Origin of the sequence: Paenibacillus sp. FSL R7-0204, assembly GCF_038002225.1 — a bacterium.
GTDB lineage: Bacteria > Bacillota > Bacilli > Paenibacillales > Paenibacillaceae > Paenibacillus_AQ.
The window spans coordinates 5310601-5327894 of the sequence record NZ_JBBOCA010000001.1 but is presented as its reverse complement, the minus strand read 5'-3'; the positions used below and the strand labels follow the sequence as shown (position 1 = coordinate 5327894).

Annotated in this window: 15 protein-coding genes and 1 tRNA gene; 7 read left to right on the top strand and 9 right to left on the bottom strand. The window is 53.3% G+C overall.

Annotation, left to right across the window (positions count from 1 at the left end):
- Window positions 1–34 precede the first annotated feature (34 nt).
- Window positions 35–2317: a beta-glucosidase family protein gene (locus MKX42_RS23450; protein WP_340755019.1), complete on the top strand. Its 2283-nt coding sequence runs from the start codon at window positions 35–37 to the stop codon at window positions 2315–2317.
- Window positions 2318–2498: 181 nt separating this feature from the next.
- Here MKX42_RS23450 and MKX42_RS23445 read toward each other — a convergent pair whose 3' ends face one another.
- The 5 genes from MKX42_RS23445 to MKX42_RS23425 all read right to left on the bottom strand — a co-directional run bounded on the left by MKX42_RS23445 (window position 2499) and on the right by MKX42_RS23425 (window position 7365).
- Window positions 2499–3641: an asparaginase gene (locus tag MKX42_RS23445; protein WP_340755018.1), complete on the bottom strand. Its 1143-nt coding sequence runs from the start codon at window positions 3639–3641 to the stop codon at window positions 2499–2501.
- A gap of 343 nt (window positions 3642–3984) precedes the next feature.
- Window positions 3985–4836 (bottom strand): hypothetical protein, encoded by an 852-nt coding sequence (locus tag MKX42_RS23440; protein ID WP_340755016.1) that lies wholly within the window; start codon window positions 4834–4836, stop codon window positions 3985–3987.
- On the bottom strand, window positions 4833–5351 hold the full coding sequence (locus tag MKX42_RS23435) for a sigma-70 family RNA polymerase sigma factor (protein WP_340755015.1): 519 nt from the start codon (window positions 5349–5351) through the stop codon (window positions 4833–4835). Before MKX42_RS23435 ends, MKX42_RS23440 begins: the two co-directional genes overlap by 4 nt.
- 140 nt (window positions 5352–5491) lie before the next feature.
- Window positions 5492–6259: an ABC transporter ATP-binding protein gene (locus MKX42_RS23430; protein WP_340755013.1), complete on the bottom strand. Its 768-nt coding sequence runs from the start codon at window positions 6257–6259 to the stop codon at window positions 5492–5494.
- On the bottom strand, window positions 6259–7365 hold the full coding sequence (locus MKX42_RS23425; RefSeq protein WP_340755011.1) for a FecCD family ABC transporter permease: 1107 nt from the start codon (window positions 7363–7365) through the stop codon (window positions 6259–6261). Before MKX42_RS23425 ends, MKX42_RS23430 begins: the two co-directional genes overlap by 1 nt.
- Window positions 7366–7612: 247 nt before the next feature.
- Between MKX42_RS23425 and MKX42_RS23420 the strand changes: the two genes are divergently transcribed.
- Window positions 7613–8683: an ABC transporter substrate-binding protein gene (locus tag MKX42_RS23420; RefSeq protein WP_340755009.1), complete on the top strand. Its 1071-nt coding sequence runs from the start codon at window positions 7613–7615 to the stop codon at window positions 8681–8683.
- Between the two features lie 109 nt (window positions 8684–8792).
- On the opposite strand, the gene MKX42_RS23415 is transcribed toward MKX42_RS23420, so the two are convergent.
- Genes MKX42_RS23415 through MKX42_RS23400 form a run of 4 tightly spaced genes read right to left on the bottom strand, consistent with a single transcriptional unit; the run spans window position 8793 to window position 12611 of the window.
- On the bottom strand, window positions 8793–9785 hold the full coding sequence (locus MKX42_RS23415; RefSeq protein WP_340755008.1) for an ABC transporter ATP-binding protein: 993 nt from the start codon (window positions 9783–9785) through the stop codon (window positions 8793–8795).
- Window positions 9785–10567, bottom strand: coding sequence for an ABC transporter permease (locus MKX42_RS23410; protein WP_340755006.1), 783 nt, complete (start codon window positions 10565–10567; stop codon window positions 9785–9787). Before MKX42_RS23410 ends, MKX42_RS23415 begins: the two co-directional genes overlap by 1 nt.
- 32 nt (window positions 10568–10599) lie before the next feature.
- Window positions 10600–11418, bottom strand: coding sequence for an ABC transporter permease (locus MKX42_RS23405; RefSeq protein WP_076085067.1), 819 nt, complete (start codon window positions 11416–11418; stop codon window positions 10600–10602).
- Window positions 11418–12611, bottom strand: coding sequence for a serine hydrolase domain-containing protein (locus MKX42_RS23400; RefSeq protein ID WP_340755004.1), 1194 nt, complete (start codon window positions 12609–12611; stop codon window positions 11418–11420). The genes MKX42_RS23405 and MKX42_RS23400 overlap by 1 nt, the downstream gene beginning before the upstream one ends.
- A 219-nt stretch (window positions 12612–12830) precedes the next feature.
- Here MKX42_RS23400 and MKX42_RS23395 point away from each other — a divergent pair, with 219 nt between their 5' ends.
- The 5 genes from MKX42_RS23395 (at window position 12831) to MKX42_RS23375 (ending at window position 17085) form a co-directional block, all read left to right on the top strand.
- Window positions 12831–14138, top strand: coding sequence for an APC family permease (locus MKX42_RS23395; protein WP_340755003.1), 1308 nt, complete (start codon window positions 12831–12833; stop codon window positions 14136–14138).
- Window positions 14139–14284: 146 nt separating this feature from the next.
- A tRNA-Lys gene (locus MKX42_RS23390) sits at window positions 14285–14357 on the top strand.
- Window positions 14358–14936: 579 nt separating this feature from the next.
- Window positions 14937–16604: a DUF6138 family protein gene (locus MKX42_RS23385; protein WP_340757777.1), complete on the top strand. Its 1668-nt coding sequence runs from the start codon at window positions 14937–14939 to the stop codon at window positions 16602–16604.
- 71 nt (window positions 16605–16675) lie between these two features.
- Window positions 16676–16912: a CbrC family protein gene (locus MKX42_RS23380; RefSeq protein WP_340755001.1), complete on the top strand. Its 237-nt coding sequence runs from the start codon at window positions 16676–16678 to the stop codon at window positions 16910–16912.
- Window positions 16900–17085: a hypothetical protein gene (locus tag MKX42_RS23375; protein WP_340754999.1), complete on the top strand. Its 186-nt coding sequence runs from the start codon at window positions 16900–16902 to the stop codon at window positions 17083–17085. Before MKX42_RS23380 ends, MKX42_RS23375 begins: the two co-directional genes overlap by 13 nt.
- Window positions 17086–17294: the final 209 nt, after the last annotated feature.

Sequence of the window (17294 nt, the reverse complement as noted above, 5' to 3'; positions counted from 1 at the left end):
TAGCCTACCATTTAACAGAAATGAGGAGAAGTTTATGGGGAGAAATATCCGTGAAATCGTGGAACAGCTGACGCTTGAAGAGAAGGCGGGACTATGCTCCGGAGATACATTCTGGACGACGAAGGCGGTTCTGCGTCTCGGCATTCCTTCAATTATGATGACGGACGGTCCGCATGGCATTCGGAAGCAGGCTGGAGCGGCAGATCATCTAGGGTTGAACCAAAGCGTGCCGGCAACCTGCTATCCGTCAGCGGCGGGATTGGCAAGCTCATGGAACCGGGAATTGATTCGCAGCGTCGGGGAAGCGCTGGGGAAGGAGGCTCAGGCAGAAGGGGTTTCAATTCTGCTGGGCCCTGGTGCGAACATCAAGCGTTCGCCGCTGTGCGGCCGGAATTTCGAGTACTTCTCCGAAGATCCATATCTGACCGGCGAACTGGCATCTGCACATATTGAGGGCGTACAGAGTCAGGGGATCGGCTCGTCGATCAAGCATTTCGCCGTGAACAACCAAGAGCATCGCCGTATGACGGCAGATGCAATCGTAGATGAACGGACGCTTCGGGAAATCTATTTGACCGGCTTCGAGATCGCTGTGAAGAAAGCTCAACCCTGGACGGTCATGTCTGCTTACAATCGTGTGAACGGAACCTATTGCTCCGAGAATGAGGCATTATTAACTTCTATCCTGAAGGAAGAATGGGGCCATGAGGGAATCGTGGTGTCGGATTGGGGGGCTGTGAACGAAGCTGCTGCAAGCGTTGCTGCAGGTATGGAGCTGGAGATGCCGTCGAGCCATGGAATCGGGCAGAAGAAGATCATAGCGGCAGTGGAAAGCGGGGAGCTCGATGAAGAGGTCCTGAACCGTTCGGTGGAGAGACTGTTGACGGTTATTTTCAAGGCTGCTGACCAGAAGCAGTCGGGTACTGCATACGATAAAGAGGCTCACCACCGGCTCGCGCGTGAAGTCGCGCAGGAGACGATGGTGCTGCTGAAGAATGAGGATCAGCTGCTGCCTCTGGCGAAGAAGGGTAAGATTGCAATCATCGGCGCGTTGTCGGAGCGGGTACGTTATCAAGGAGGCGGGAGCTCTCACGTGAATCCCACCAGGCTTGATTCGATTCAAGAGGAGATCAGGAAAGCGGCAGGCGAAGGTGCAGAGATAATTTTCGCACAAGGCTATGATCTGGATAGGGATGACAGTGATGAGGTGTTGCTGGACGAAGCGAAGCGAATCGCGGGCGAAGCACAAACCGTTGTTCTGTTCATCGGCTTGCCTGACCGGTATGAATCGGAGGGCTACGACCGGAAGCATCTGGACTTGCCGGCGAATCAATGCCGCCTGATCGAACAAGTCGCGTCCGTCCAGCCGAATATCGTAGTGGTGCTGAGCAACGGAGCCCCGGTGGTTATGCCTTGGCTCGGGCGGGTAAAGGCGGTGCTGGAAGCATACCTGGGCGGACAGGCGTTGGGGGGAGCTATCGCCGACCTGCTGTTCGGCGACGCGAATCCAAGCGGAAAGCTGGCCGAGACATTCCCTAAGCATGTGAAGCAGAATCCGTCACATCCATATTTTCCAGGGGAAAGGGATCGGGTTGAGTACCGGGAAGGATTGTTCGTCGGATACCGGTATTATGAAGCGAAGGATATCGAGCCGCTATTCCCTTTCGGTTACGGCTTGAGCTATACAACGTTCGAATACAGCAATCTGAAGCTGGCCTCGAAGGAGATTACGGACCGGGATACGCTGCAAGTCAGCGTAGATGTGAAGAATACGGGCAGCCGGTCCGGCAAGGAGACGGTTCAGCTGTACATCCGCGACGTGGAATCCAGCGTTATTCGTCCGGAGAAAGAATTGAAGGGCTTCACGAAGGTAGAATTAGCGCCCTTTGAGACGAAGACGGTAACGTTTACGCTAAATAAACGGAGCTTTGCCTATTACAACGTTGACCTGAGCGACTGGCACGTGGAATCAGGTGAGTTCGAACTGCTGATCGGAAGTTCCTCCCGGGATATTGCAAGCCGGACTTCTGTGACAGTTCAATCCACGCAAGAAATCATCGCACCGGTTCACCGCAATACAACGATTGGAGAGCTGATGGCCAATCCGAAGACCGCACCGATTCTTGAGCAGCTGAGAAACAGAAACAAGCAGACGGGATTTGCACCCTCCGACGCCGTTTCATCTGAGATGATGGCTGCCATGCTCCGGGATCTGCCGCTGCGCACGTTCTTGTCCCTTGTTGGAGGGGAGATGAACGAGGAACTGCTGCCCGAGCTGCTAGACCAGTTGAATCAGGTAGCAGGTTCGGTTCAATGAGTGTGTGAAGATAAGAAATGAAGGAAGAGTATTTGCCGGATCTGATCTGACTTGATCCACTCATATGTTATAACAGTAAAAGCTAAACAGAGCAGCGATTCTCCTGTGATTGGAGGCTCGCTGCTCTGTATTTTCGCTCAAAATGTTTCTAGTTGAATGTCAGTTGTAGAGCTGCCGGTTATTATTTGCTCATATCGTAATCCGGCATTCCAATGGTAGAGAACCACTGGCGGATCTGCTCCTGGTCCTTGGAGAAGGTAAGGCCCAGCTGAAGCAGGATTCTTGCCTTTTGCGGGAGTAAATCGCCTGCACCGATGATACCTTTGGCGCCAGTGTCATATACTGCGCCTGAACCCGCGCGTGTTGCACTTACGAATAAGACACCCTTCTCGATAGCCGCCGTACGGGCTGCCTGCTGTGCGGTGGAGATGCCTCCTGCGCCGTGACCCGCAGTTACGATCCCCTTAACCCCTTCATTAGCCAAGGCCGTAATGGGCGCAGCGGAGGCTTCTGTATAACTATACACAACATCGACTTTCGCCAAATCCTCCGGCTGGATCGTACTGAGATCAAAAGGAGTTTTCCACTTCTCTGTTCCGGCATCCCTGACGCGGGCTGGCGCACGAACCGCACGAATCCGGTTCTCATCTACCGTTCCCAGAGCGCCGTACCGGCCCCCGTCAAAGGTATCCAGGCGCAGCGCATCCGTCTTGGTAACTTCCCTGGCTGCAAAGAATTCATCGTTCATCATCAAAACTGTACCATAGTAAGTGGTTTTCTGACTTGCAGCCAGCCGGATGGCATTCAGCAGATTAGCTTCTCCGTCAAAGGAGATCGTATTGGATTGTCGCATGGACCCGGTGAAGATAACAGGCTTGGGACTGCGGACAGTGAGATCAGTCCAGTAAGCCAACTCTTCCATGATGTTGGTGCCGGTAGTAACAACTACAGCATGAACAGCCGGGTTGGCCAGTTCCTTGTCGATAGCGATGGTAAGGTTGTATAAGTCCTTGGAGGTGGTTTGCGCCGAGCTGATATTGCTTAGCTCTGTACTGGTGACATTGGCTATTTTGGATAGCTCGGGCTGTAGTCTTTGGATGATATCATTAATGGATACCTTTGGCGTGCCATACGTCTGAAACAGCTCTCTGGAAGGAGAAGTGGAGGTAATGGTTCCTCCGACACCGACCACTACGACATTGGGAATAATTCTCCCGGGTGTGGTGACTTCGGCGGCCTTCGTGATAGAAGGGAAGGATAACATGGTGAAGAGAACCAACAGAGTGGTAAAGAGACTTAGACTTCTTTTGTGCATAAGATTCATAAGTGACCTCCTCTTAATTTGATTTCTGTGTAAGTATATATGACATTTTTTATAATTGTCAAAATGATAATTTTACTTTTATGTAAAATAAATTCATAAACATGCATAAAAATTTAATAAAAATTAATTATATGTGATTATACAATACATATAAATGACATATACATTACATATAAGTCCGTAACGATGAGCGATCACCCATCAGGTGTATAGAGGGAATTTCATCTGAAGCTGCAATGGCCGCACAAAAAGGCCGCCTTCATGTCTGGCCCCTCCTTAAAAAGTGGATGGGGTAAAGCATGAAAAGCGGCCGCTGCTTCACAACCTGCCTGTGGGAATGCGGTCAATCGTCCGGATGTCCATTGCTCATCCAGCTATCCACGCGCAGGTTCCCGGCATAGTCTTCACGCGCGGAGATTGCTGCGAGCTTCTGCTCAGCTTCTTCACGGGTGGCGAAACCGCCGATGACAGCGGCGAAATCACCAGAGGCTGTCTTCAGGAAGGTAACATCGTCATCCAGATAGATCTCTTCCAGGATAGCCAGTGATTCTCCCTGCGGCATTCCTTCACTGCGTACATAGTAGACTTCTTTAGGTGCGGAGGCCTTTCCCTCTGCTGTCAGCTTCAGCTCAAGCGTACCCGGATTGCTGTACTCGGTAAGGGTGTGTCGGGTGCCTTCCTTCAGTTCAACCACGAACCGCATGGCGGAATCATCCAGGATGATATTTCTGTACACATCACTGACCAGCGGTGAGGCCAGGATATCCTGCTCCAGCGCATCGTAATCGAAGCTGCGGACACCGTTAAAGGTGAAGATCAGACGGTTCGGAGCCTGCCTCTGGTCGACTGCATAGGAAGGCACACTTACGGCTGTACCGCCTTCCTGATCGAATACTATGCGGATGGTATCCTCTGCAGTAACGGTGCTCACGGCAGCTCCGTCGGTACGCTCGCCTCCAGTCCCGAATTGCAGCACCTTCACGATGCTCCCGACTACGGGAACCTTAGACAGGGCGTTTGCTACATCAGGAATATTAACGACAAGCAGGCAGGCAATGATGGCTGCGGCCAGCGAGCTGTATCGTTTCAGCCGGACTGTTCTTCTCCGGGCCACTGCCTTTCTCTGCGCTGCCTCCAGAATGTCTCCAAGCTGTGCGGGAATTTCAATCTGTGCATAGCGGTCTTTTCCTGTCATATTCCCTCGACCTCCCCATCCTTTAAGTGAGCCTTCAGTTTGCCGATTATCTTGTAGAACCTGGTCTTGACGGTGTTCTCCGGCAGCTCCAGAATGTCCGCCATGTCCCTGAAGCGCAGATCCTCAAAAAATTTCAGGATAATATACGCCTTCTCTTCCGGCAGTAGTCTGTCAAGAGCCTGGTACAGATCAAGCTTCTCTTCCAGTGGAACTGCATGCTCATCCCCGGTATAGCTCTGCGGGTGATCCTCCATGTAAGTCACCCGTTTGTTTCGGTTAAGATGGTCAATAGCGGTGTTGATGACAATCCGGGTCATCCAGGTCTCGAAATACTGCGGTGTCTTCATCCGTCCGAAGGCAAGATACCCCTTATAGGTAGCCTCCGAGACAATTTCTAGCGCTTCATGCTCGTTTTTAACATAACAGTATGCCTTACGGAACAGGTTGTTCCGGCAGTCTTGAAGTAGTTCAGCGAATGGTTGTGGTACTGGCGACTGGGCTTTCAGTTCGTTCACTCCTTTATGGGCTTCTAGAAGCACTTGATTGAACATTAGACCGTCAAGGGGTGAGAATAGTTTCAACATCCTGAAAAAAGAATAAACCTGCGGGCAATGAGCCGCAGGTTGTAGAAGATCTATAATTTCTAGCTGAAGAGTTACCTTGTCTCCAGATAGGCAATGCCCAGTGCCCCGGTGACGGGGTTGCGGTAGGTCTCACAGGCTACATCGAAGACCTCGCCGATCAATTCCTTCGTCAATATATCTTCGGGCTTCCCGCAGGCGGCAACCCGGCCTTCTTTCATGACATACAGATAGTCGCAGTATTCAGCGGCAAGCGTGAGATCATGGAGGGCAGCGAGAATGCCGATATCCAGCTTTCGGACAATATTCAGAATCTGCAGCTGGTATTTGATATCCAGATGATTGGTCGGTTCGTCCAGAATCATGAATTCCGGCTGTTGGGCCAGCACACGCGCCAGAATGACACGCTGCTTCTCGCCGCCGGATAAGGAGTTATAGCTGCGGCTTGTATGCCCCTCCAGATTGACCTTGCGGAGTGCGGCCGAGACAATGTCAGCATCCTGCTGGCTGTCCGTTTCCAGCATGCCTTTGTGGGGCGTCCGGCCCATCGCCACCATCTCACGTACGGTGAAGTCGAAGCTCAGCTCGTTGAACTGGCCGACTACGCCCAGCTTCCGGGCGACAAGCTTAGGGCTGGCTTTGATCACATTAAGCTCTGAGAGGAAGACATCTCCCTGACGGGGCTTGATGACCTTGTAGATGCTTTTGAGCAGCGTCGATTTACCGCAGCCGTTCGGGCCGATCAGGCCGACGAATTGCTTGTTTTGAACCCTTAGCGAGACCTCCTGTACAATCTTCGCCTCACCGAAAGAGACACTTAGCCGTTCAACATTCAGATTCATCAGCTTTTCCCTCCGAAGGCATAACCTTTTCTAATCAGCATGTACATGAACATCGGTGCGCCAATGAGGGCGGTAATGATCCCGATCGGCAGCTCTACATTCGGTACAATGGTCCGGGCAATGACGTCCGTCCAGATCAGGAAGATCGCTCCGAACAGAATCGACGCCGGCAGTAGCCTGCGGTGATCCGAGCCCACCAGTCCCCGCACCAGATGGGGGATAATCAGTCCCACGAAGCCGATCATCCCGCAGCTTGCTACCATAACTCCGGTAATCAGTGCCGTAAGAATCATGTAGACTCTACGGTAGGCACCCAGATGAATGCCCAGCGTAACCGCCGCCTCATCTCCGAGCAGCATGGCATTCAGCACACGGAACTGCGAGAGGAACAGGATAACGGCGAGCAGGACGGTGATCGAGATCAGCGGGAGCTTATCCCAGCTCGATGCAGCGAGGCTGCCCATCGTCCAGAAGGTAACCGTCTTGATGCCTTCGGCATTGCTCGCGAAATAGACAATAAAGTTGGCAAAAGCGGTACATAGAGCGTTAATGACCATTCCGGCCAGCACCAGCTTGACGGAGGTCATTTTGCCTCCCGCACTGGCGAGTGTGAGGACCAGCAGAGAAGCGCCAACCGCCCCTGCAAAAGCCCAGAAGGCGACTCCCGACTGGCCGAGCAGCCCCATCGAGCCGAAGCCGATCAGGATGGCGAAGGTTGCACCCAGCGAAGCGCCGGAGGAAATACCGAGTATGTATGGATCAGCCAGGGGATTCTGTACCGCCGCCTGCATGATCGTCCCGCACAGCGTAAGTCCGGCGCCGATGAACATCGCCATCAGGACACGAGGGAAGCGGATTTTCCAGATAATATCTACGAACGAGCCGTTCGTCAGCTCCTGCATATCTCCAATCTGAATGCCTGTGATGTGATGCAGCAGAATCCGGTAGGATTGGGAGACAGGAATATCCACCTGGCCGAAGGAGACCGCAGCCCCGGCAGACAGCAGGGTGATAATGAACAGGACGCCTATAACAGCCATGAAGCCGTAACGGGAATGAATGAGAGATTGCTTAGGCTGTGAAGGTACGGCTAGATCAGTATGCATGACAATGAGAAGGCTCCTTTACATTAAAAGATTAGTATAGACGGACTCATCAGAAGACACTGTGAGCAGAATATCGTAACATGTTTTTAAATATAAAGGATATTGAGAACGATTGTCAATGATAATAATTCTCATTGACATGCTGTCCAACTTTCTATATTCTACGGAGGTATCCCCTGCAAGGCTATGGGCTTAATGCCCTACCCGCAGGATAACTAACATACATACAGAAAAGGGGAACCAAAGAATGAAGAAAATATTCAAACGATATGTACCGCTGCTGGCGGTTCTGGTGATGACAGTTATGCTGGCGGCTTGTTCATCAAGCACAAGCAATACAAAGGACGCAGCGGCAACGGCTGCACCTGCATCGGCCAGTCCCGCACCGGCGGAGACTGCACCTGCGGCGGCCAAGACGGTATATCCGCTTACTGTTGAGAACCATACGAATAACGGGGAAGGCACCGAATGGACGACTAAATCGCAGACCTTCGATAAGGCTCCTGAGAAGGTAGTAGCGAATACCCAAGGTGCGGCTGAACTGCTGATTAAGCTGGGGCTTACCGACAAAATGGTCGGGGTTGCGGCTCTCTACGGTGCAGGCGATCCGGCGGTTCAGGAAGAGTTCAAGAAGATTCCTGTCATCTCCCAGGACTATGCCAGCAAAGAACTCGTTGTAGGCGCAGGCCCGGATCTGGTGATGGGCCGCGGCGGCCTGTTCGCAGATGCGGATTGGGGAGTCGGGACGGTAGGCGGACTCAATGAGCTGGGCATCAAGACCTTCGTGCAGAGCACCAGCCTGCAAGGGGCAACACTGGACAGCCTGTACAAGGATATTGAACAGCTAGGCCAGATCTTTGATGTGCAGGAGAAGGCCACGGCATATATCGCAGAGCTGAAGGAGCGTGCGGCGAAGCTGAAGGAGGGAGCGGCAGCCACAGGCGCCAAGACCTTCGCTTATGTATCTGACGGAGGCAACGGCGCAATAGCTGTCTATAGCGGGAACGTGGATACTTTTGCGGGAGATGTGCTGGGACTGCTTGGACTGACCAACAGCTACGCGGATGTGACCGGTGAGATCAGCAAGGAGCAATTGATCGCGACCAACCCGGATGTCCTGCTGATCTCGGTGTACACAGGCGGTATTGATGCTGACCAGTCGATAAAAGCGTTCTATGCCGATCCGTCACTACAGAGTCTGAAGGCAATCCAGAACAAAGCGATCTATAAGATTGACTTCAACCAGTTCTGGGGCTACAGCTATTCCATCTTTGACGGGGCAGAGAAGCTTGCGTCTGAGCTTGCTGCCGGGAAGTAAGCCGGAGCTGCCTAAGAGAGATTTGCTTTGTCCATAAGAGCTAATAAATGCCTGGAAAAAAGCAGCCTGAGCCGTCACGGTAATGTGACGGTTCAGGCTGTTTGTCGGTTTATGCTTGTGCGCTCTCATAAATATTCATGACCACCTGCTGGATCGGCAGCTCCTTGACCGAAATATCCGAGAAGCCATGCTTGCGGGAGATATTCTCCAGAAAATCGCTGATTGAGATGCGGGCGGTGTCCACCTCCAGCGTAATCTGGAAGTCGGACGGGCGCTCAACCACCTTGGTGTAATCGTTGTCGAAGGGGGTGTTCTGCACAGACTCTACAAAGGTAAAGCTGACCTGCTTCTTCTCTCCCAGAAAGACTTTGAGCCGCTGCAGCGAATCATCGAACACCTTCTCGCCATGGTTAATGACGATGACCCGGTGCGCCAGCTCCTCCACATCCTCCAGATCATGGGTAGTAAGGATACAGGTCATATTCAGCTTCTTGTTCATCTGGCGGATGAATTCGCGGATCTTGACCTTGGCGATCACATCCAGCCCGATCGTCGGCTCATCCAGGAACAGGATGTCCGGCTGGTGCAGCATCGCCATGACGAATTCGCATTTCATGCGTTCGCCCAGCGACAGCACCCGGGTAGGCTTCTCAATGACCTGGGAGATTTCCAGCAGCGCCGCGAGCTCCTCCAGCCGATGATTGAAATCCGGGGTGGAGATTCCGTAGATGGCCTTGTTCATATTGAAGCTGTCGATGGGCGGAATATCCCAGATGAGCTGGGATTTCTGGCCGAAGACAGCTCCGATTTTGCCGACATACCGCTTCCGGTCACGGGCCGGGGAATAGCCGAGAACCGAAATCTCCCCGCTTGTCGGGTAGAGTGCGCCGCAGAGCATTTTGATCGTCGTCGATTTGCCGGCCCCGTTGGGGCCAAGCATGCCGCAGATTTCGCCCTGCTCAATGGCAAAGCTGATATCGTTCACAGCCTGGACCGAGACTTCCTCACGCTTGAAGAAGCTCCTGAAGGTCTGCCCCATGCCTGCGCCCCGCTTATAAGTGGTGTACGTCTTCGTTAAATGCTTCACATCTATAACCGGCATCAGCCGCCAACCCCCTCGTACAATCTGATCATATGCCGGTATACCCACATGCCTGCCCAGAGAAAGATAAAGCAAGGCAGAATAGCAATAAAATCACCGGCCTGTACCCGGCCAAGCAGTGCGGAGGCCGGAAGGAAGCCGACCATACCGACAGGTATGATCATCGTCGCTGCCGCCTGCACCGCCTTCGGGAAGATCGGCAACGGATACTTGCCGACACTCAGTACACTGTCGGCCAGCTCGGAAATCCGTGAATTGCCCACCCACTTGAACGACATTGCCGCCATCATCAGCGATAATCCGGCCAGAACTGCCGTTCCGGCGATGAACATGCCTGCGAATTGCAGCCAGGCTAAGGCCGGAATTGCGCCTACATGCCAGGCGGAGAACACGAATAACGCCGCTCCGCCCAGGAACAGCCCGGCACTTTCGGTGGAGAAGGTCGTAGCCACAAGGTAGAACAGCGGATTCAGCGGCTTAAGCAGCACTACCTCGAAGCTGCCCTCCCGGACATGCGACATGGTGGTCCACATGACCCCTCCGAAGACAAGGCTGGAGAGGCCGCTGGACATCGTGAATACGGACTGGATCAACAAGACCTCGTATAAGCTCCAGCCGGGGAAGCTGGTGCCTGCCCGGTAGATCAGCAGGGTCACCAGCGGAAACAGTATATTACCGATGAGGGTAATCAGACTGCTGACGATGAAGTTCATCCTATAAGCCGAAGCCGTCTGCACGGCGGAGTACATGCACTGCTTGTATACCTCTACATACCTTTTCATGTCAAGAATGTTCCTTTCTTCGGGGCATTCATTCACGCGCCGACCGCGGTAAATTGCTTCATGGCCCGGCGGCGGACCAGCTCATTGCACCCGAACATTACCAGCACAGCCGCTCCCTGCATGCCGACAGCCTCCGGGATGGATAACTCCAGGCCGCCGAGTGAATAATGGCCGGTGAACACCATGGCAGGCATATAAGCAATGTATTGAAATGGCAGGAACAACTGAGTCACCTGCAGCCAGTGCGGGAAGAAATCCAGCGGAATGAGCGCACCTGAGAAAATCCCCGACACCAGCATGAACGCGCTACGTATGCCCCCTGACTGCACCAGCCAGAAGGAGGTGAGGCCAATCGTATAGTTGACATAGAAATTCATCAGAAAAGCGAGCAGCACGGACACTATGGTCCACGGCAGGCTTGCCGGCCGCATATCGATGCCGAAGATAAAGATAAAAATCAGCAGGCACGGCAGAAATTCAAACACGAAGCCGAGGAAGCGGTGTCCGAGCTTCTGGAACAGCGCGAAGGAACGGTGATCGACCGGACGCAGATGGAAGGTCAGAAACTTGCCGGTGCGGACAAGCATCGACAGATTCCAGTCGGCGAAATCCATGATCAGGTAGCCAATCAGCGCCGTTGCCCCGAAGTAGCGGATCATTTGCTGGAGATCAAGCCCGCCCAGTGTAGCCTGCCCTCCATAGACTGCGGTCCAGATGAAATATTGCACCATGAAATAGACAGGACCGACGATTACGGACACCAGGGAGTGGGTGCGGTAGGCACTCCACTCCTTATAGGTTACCGCCGCTACGGAGCGGCAGATCCTCCAGTTATGCTTAAGGCGGTTCATCAGATCACGCCTGACCAGATAATATTGGTGACATTGAACAGCGCCTCCGCGTACCAGTTATCGTCCTTGAACGGCACGAACCATACCGCAGCAAGCTGCTCGGCAGGGTCCATCACCATACAGCAGGCTCCGGCTCCTTCATGGAAATAACTGCCCTCGGAGTAAAAGAAGGCGGGACCCTTCCGCATATCCAGTCCAATGCCGTAGCTCCGGTCTTTGACATCATTGCCCCAGCAGTAGTCGGGAACCCCGTAGAGTGTACGGGTGGTGAGCTTCTCGACGGCTTTACGGCCGAGAATGCGGGTCTCGCCCAGTCGGCCCATGCCCAGCAGCATGTTGGCGAAGCGGATCAGGTCAGCCGGTGTGGAGGACAGGCCTCCGCCCGTGCTGGACACGCTCTCCCACAGCTTATCTGCCGCAGAGACTTCCGGCTGGATGCCCTGGGCCAGTTCATTCAACTGCTTTTCCCGCATTTCGTTGCGGACAATGAAGCGCCGGGCCAGCTCTGGCGTCGGCTCCCACATCGTGTCCTTCATGCCGAGCGGCTTCAGAATCTGTTCTTCTATGTACTGCTCGGCAGGAATACCGGTCACCTTCCTGATAATCTCGCCAAGAATACAGAAGCCGAAGGAGCAGTATTGCCATTCCTCGCCTACCTTCTTATTCACGCCGCAGCTCAGCGCGGCGGTGATCCAGTCCGGCTCCCCGTCCTCCGGCCTGTAGCTGTCGAAGTACTCGCCGATGAGCTGCCAATAGCTTTTGTGATAGGGAATCATGCTGCCTGCGCAGTCGGGGAATAGGCCGGAGGTATGGGTCAGCAGGCTGTAGATATCAATTTTGGCAAAAGGCTCCACGTTAAACGGTTTCAGAAAAGTGCCGACGGGAAGGTCCAGCCGGAGCACGCCATCCTCCACAAGCTTGGCTATGGCCACGGAGGTAATGGCTTTGGTGATTGAAGCAATTCTATGAACGGTAGTCGGCAACAGCGGCTCTGTCCGCTCCTCGCGGTAGGAAAGGGGGCCGATGGCGCCGTGCATGAACGTCTTGCCGTATCTGGAGATACAATAGGAGGCGGCTTGAATCTTGTTCTCATCGATCAGTTGCTGGAAGTGGGTATGCAATACCCCGATTCTTGTAGCGTCATAATCCACCTCTGCCGGTGAGCAGTCGGTAATGCCTGGAGTGTATAGCATAAAAGTATATGCCTCCTCGAAGGTTGTAGCGCTGAGCGAACCAGTTATGCCCAGGGAAATGCGCCCAGGCTCCAGTATATCTTCCATATAGTGTTAGTTACAATGGGAAGTTTGGTTTATAACCAATTTCTCCGGCTCAAAAAGAGGGGTGAACAGGACAAATAGAGAAATAAAAGCATGATAAATATTTCACAGAACGGAAGGACAATGAATGTCATCATGAAAACAAAGCCGTTAACGAAAAGCATTACGTTCATGCAAGCGCTGGCCCTGGTGGTCGGGATGATTATCGGATCGGGGATTTTTTTGAAGCCCGGAATTGTATTGAATAATGCGGGCAGCCCGTGGCTCAGTATTCTGGCCTGGGGAGTTGGAGGGATTATTACGCTGGCTTCGGCGCTGAGTGTGGCGGAGATTGCGGCTGCCATTCCGAAGTCGGGTGGCCTATATACTTATTTAAGTGAATTGTACGGCGGAGTGTTCGGTTATCTGCTCGGCTGGGTGCAGGCGGTGATCTCCTATCCGGCTTCAGTGGCGGCGCTGGCGATTGCTTTTGCTACCTATTCCGGTTACTTCCTGCCGCTTAATGCATGGCAGCAGAAGCTGCTTGCCGTGAGTATTCTGGGTTTCATTCTGTTAATGAATGTTATAGCGACGAAGTTCGGCGGGATCATTCAGACGGTGGCTACGGTTGGGAAGCTGATTCCGGTAGCGGGCATTGTGGGCGTCGGGCTGTTTTCGGATCTGGCTCCCGGCTTCGGCGGCATCAGTACAGCGGCTGCGGGTGCAGGCTTCGGGGCTGCGGTGCTCGGCACACTCTGGGCTTATGACGGCTGGATCAGCGTAACCAATATGGCGGGAGAGATCAAAGACCCGGCCAGGACGCTGCCGAAGGTCATTTCGATAGGCGTTATTTTTGTCATCGCCGTGTATGTATTGTTCAACATTGCCGTGTTCAAGGCGTTGCCCTACGACCAGATTGTCTCGTCCCCGACGCCGGGTGCCGATGCGGCAGAGGCGCTGTTCGGGAGCGGCGGCGGAGCTTTCATTACGGCAGGCATTATCGTCTCCGTGCTGGGGGCGCTGAACGGTTATCTCATGACCGCAGCGCGGGTGCCGCAGGCGATGGGGGAGCGGGGTCAGCTTCCGTTCTCCCGGGTGCTGAGCAGCATTCATCCGAAGTTTCAGACACCGGCGAATGCGCTTGTTTTTCAGAGTGTGCTGGCGGTAGTCTACATCTTCTCGGGAACCTTCAATACGCTGACCGATCTGCTGGTGTTCGTGCTTTGGATCTTCTTCACCATGGGCGTGTTCGGTGTATTCATTCTGCGCAGGAAGCTGCCGCGCGAGCAGGGCCGCTACCGTGTGCCGCTCTACCCGTTCACCCCGATTCTCGGCGTAGCAGGAGGTCTCTATATTCTGGCCAGCACGATCATCAGTGATCCGCTGCGCTCGCTTATAGGGATTGGCATCACGCTTGCTGGACTCCCCGTATATGTGGTGATGATGCGGAAGAATCGCGTGTAGACAGCGGTTCATAGGCTGGTGTGAGAAAGTTTCAATAAAACAGTTGACAACGCCCGCTCAAAAAAAGTATACTATGAAAGTACTTTTGAGCGGACGCAGTCAGCTTAGAGATCATCGTCTAGAAGAATCATACATAGACACCATACGGACTCTTAGCTCAGTTGGTAGAGCAGTAGACTCTTAATCTATTTGTCCAGGGTTCGAGCCCCTGAGAGTCCATCCCTTAAGAAACGGCAGAAATGCCGTTTTTTTGCTGTTTTACTGTATGGGGAATTTTGATTTCCTTCTCTTGTGGATAAGTGGCGGCGTAGGCGTGTGGCCCGAATGTATGCGAAAAACAGCATACATTTGCTGGCGCGTAGGTATGGTGGCCCGGATGAGGTGCACAAGTGCACCTGAATCGGCCGAACGCGGGCTAAGCGAGCAAATGTGGGGGCTCTCCCAAAAAGTAGATACACCAAGTATGGGAATAAATCCCATACTATCTTAAAAGCTTAAATTGTAAGAAAGGAGCGATTCCCCGTTATTCGAGGATCGCTCCTTTGCGTTTAATGTTCATTCAATGCTTGCTTCAGCAGGTTGTGGAGTGAGAGCCAACCGGCCCCTAGCGTCACTTTTTTCTATGTCGCGAAGTTGCTGATCTCATATTCATATAAAGACGGCTTGATTTTCCTCATCTCGTTTGTCGTATAGCAGCCTGGCAATGGGTACAGCAGCCAAGATGATGGGTAATAGATAAAATGTACAGAACCCTACATAACTCTACATAATCTAAAGAGGTGACTCGAATTGACGGAAATGAATCAGATTCACACATTGGCGGCGGAGATCACGGCTGCTGTAGCGGAATGGCTGCAGCAGAGTGAGGAGGAGAAGGGGAAGGCGATCCAGGAAGCGGTTAACCGCACCTCGCTGCAGGCCGGTATCCATGACCTCTTGTATTTGCAGGTGGAGCAAGGGGAATTTAAGCTGTCTACCTGGATAAGTGATTATGGCTCAGCGGAATTTGAACGGCCCATCCATCCGCTGGACCCGCCCATTACCCGGCAGCAAGCCGAGACGGTGTTGATTCCGTTGCTGGCGGAGGGGATTGGTGGAATACTGCAAGCCTATGCGGACCATCCCCTGATGGATTATCATCTTGAGGTAAGCCTTCAGCTTGCTGATGTTGGGATTCTTCCGGCTCTGCATAAGATCAATGAGCGCAAACGCGGGCTGCTGCTGAAGAACATCCAAGCGTATATCGCCAAGCTGGAGAATCATGCTTATCCGACCGATCCGCTGGAAAGCTTCTTTTTGGCGCGGCACCTGGTTGATCCGCTGCTGTTCCCGGAGCTTCATTCCGCTTTTGTGTTGCGCATCTATGAGCTGGTGATGGAACGTAATAAGGAAAATCCGGCCAAGCTGAAGGAGCACCGCGGCAACTTTATCCGCGCTTTTACCGTGTGGGTAGAGGAAGAATTCCTGCCGGCCTACTATCATCAGGTCAAGCCCAAGTGGGGAGCGGTAGAATATACGCTTAAAGCAGATGTGGATAAGGCGTCGATCGATCAAGAGCATCTGGAGCTTGTGCTGCAAACGGCCATCATGATCATCAAGTATGAACCGAACTACAGCCGGCAGAGAGGACTCGATCTACTGGCGCGTTTGCAGGAGCTGGATTATGCGCAGGCGGCGCGGGTGATCAAGGAGGGCAGCGGCACGCTTCCCGTCGATGCCATTCACTATAAAGATCAGCAGCTTGAATGCCAGGCGCATGATGTGTTCTCCACGATCACCATTCGCATCAAGGAAGAGTGTGCGGGCAGCTACGGCAAAGGGCTGGATTATATCTCGAACCTGCACGCGCTGGGATTCTTCCGCAGCTACCAAATCAAGCTGAAATCTTCGGTTAAGCAGGCAGTGGACGTTCCCGGTCTGGCCAAATCGCAAACCCACCGTTTTTTTGCCAATGCGTTGCAATACGAGGAACTGCATCCCAAGCTTGAGGCATACGCAAGGCTGGCGATGGTCGAATTTGAGTGGTATGAGGATACCGAAGGAGAGAAAAATTGTATGCCTGGAACCTATGCCGTATTTGGCCTTGGGTTAACGGGCCCGCGCTATTATCCGCTGGTGCAGGAATATATGAAGGTGGTGGACAGCGAGCATCAATCGGTGCAAGCGGCCTTTACTGCGGCTTTTATCCACCGGTTCGGAGTTGACGAAGCCACGCTGCCGGCGATAACGGCTTGTCTGCTTGCCTGCGAGGATGGAAAATTTACCAAGCATGGCCCGGCGTTTGAAACAGCAAGCAATCTGCAAGCGCTCGCCGGGATTCTGGCAACCCTTGAGCCGCACGAGGCCCGGCATATTGCCGAATTGGTCTGGGGAAGCACAGAAAAGCTGGAGAAGAAAGCGAAAGCGGCAAAAGGCGAGCTTACGGATGGCTTCGCACGGGTGCGCGATGCAGTGAATCAAAAGTAATCAGAGCAGAGGAGAAGGAGGATGACGACACGACCTGCCTTTAAGTCCCCCCCCATTTCTATGACAGCCCATTGCTCAAGCAGGGCGCTAATACCTGTCAATGCAGCGGAGCTGCCGCCGAGAAATTCGCCGGGAGTTTTATTCAGGACGCGGAAGACATCAAGGTGGATGATCCGGCCAAAATCGAGGAGCTGTTCAGCCGGACGCCCGGCTACACCAGTTGGCAAGGTGAGCAATGGCTGGCTGCCTGTTTCAATGCCTGCATTGCGGCAAACATCATCCAGACATTGGGGAAGTGGAAGAAGTAGACGAACGACTGCAAGCCGGCAAGCCGAAAGAGGCGGACGAGTGGCGGTTCGTGGGCTTGCTGCACCTGATCGGCTACACGGATACCGGGCTGTTTCCACGGTTGAATGAACAACGCGCGGAGGTTGAAGCCTGCATTCAGAATTACATGCTGGCCTTGGCCCAGGCGAAGTGAAGAGATGTGTACGCCCTGCGCCTTAGCTTAATGACACTGGCACTGGTAGAGTATCAGATTCAAAAGAGTGGAGTAGACTCCGTTTTCCCTTTAAATTCCCCCCTTCTCAAGCGGGGGTTGTTCCTCATGGGTGTTTGGCTTGGCGTAACGGACTGAGTCACTCTTGTTCGGGAAGAAAGTCGTCACTTGGGCGAGTAACGGACCCCAAG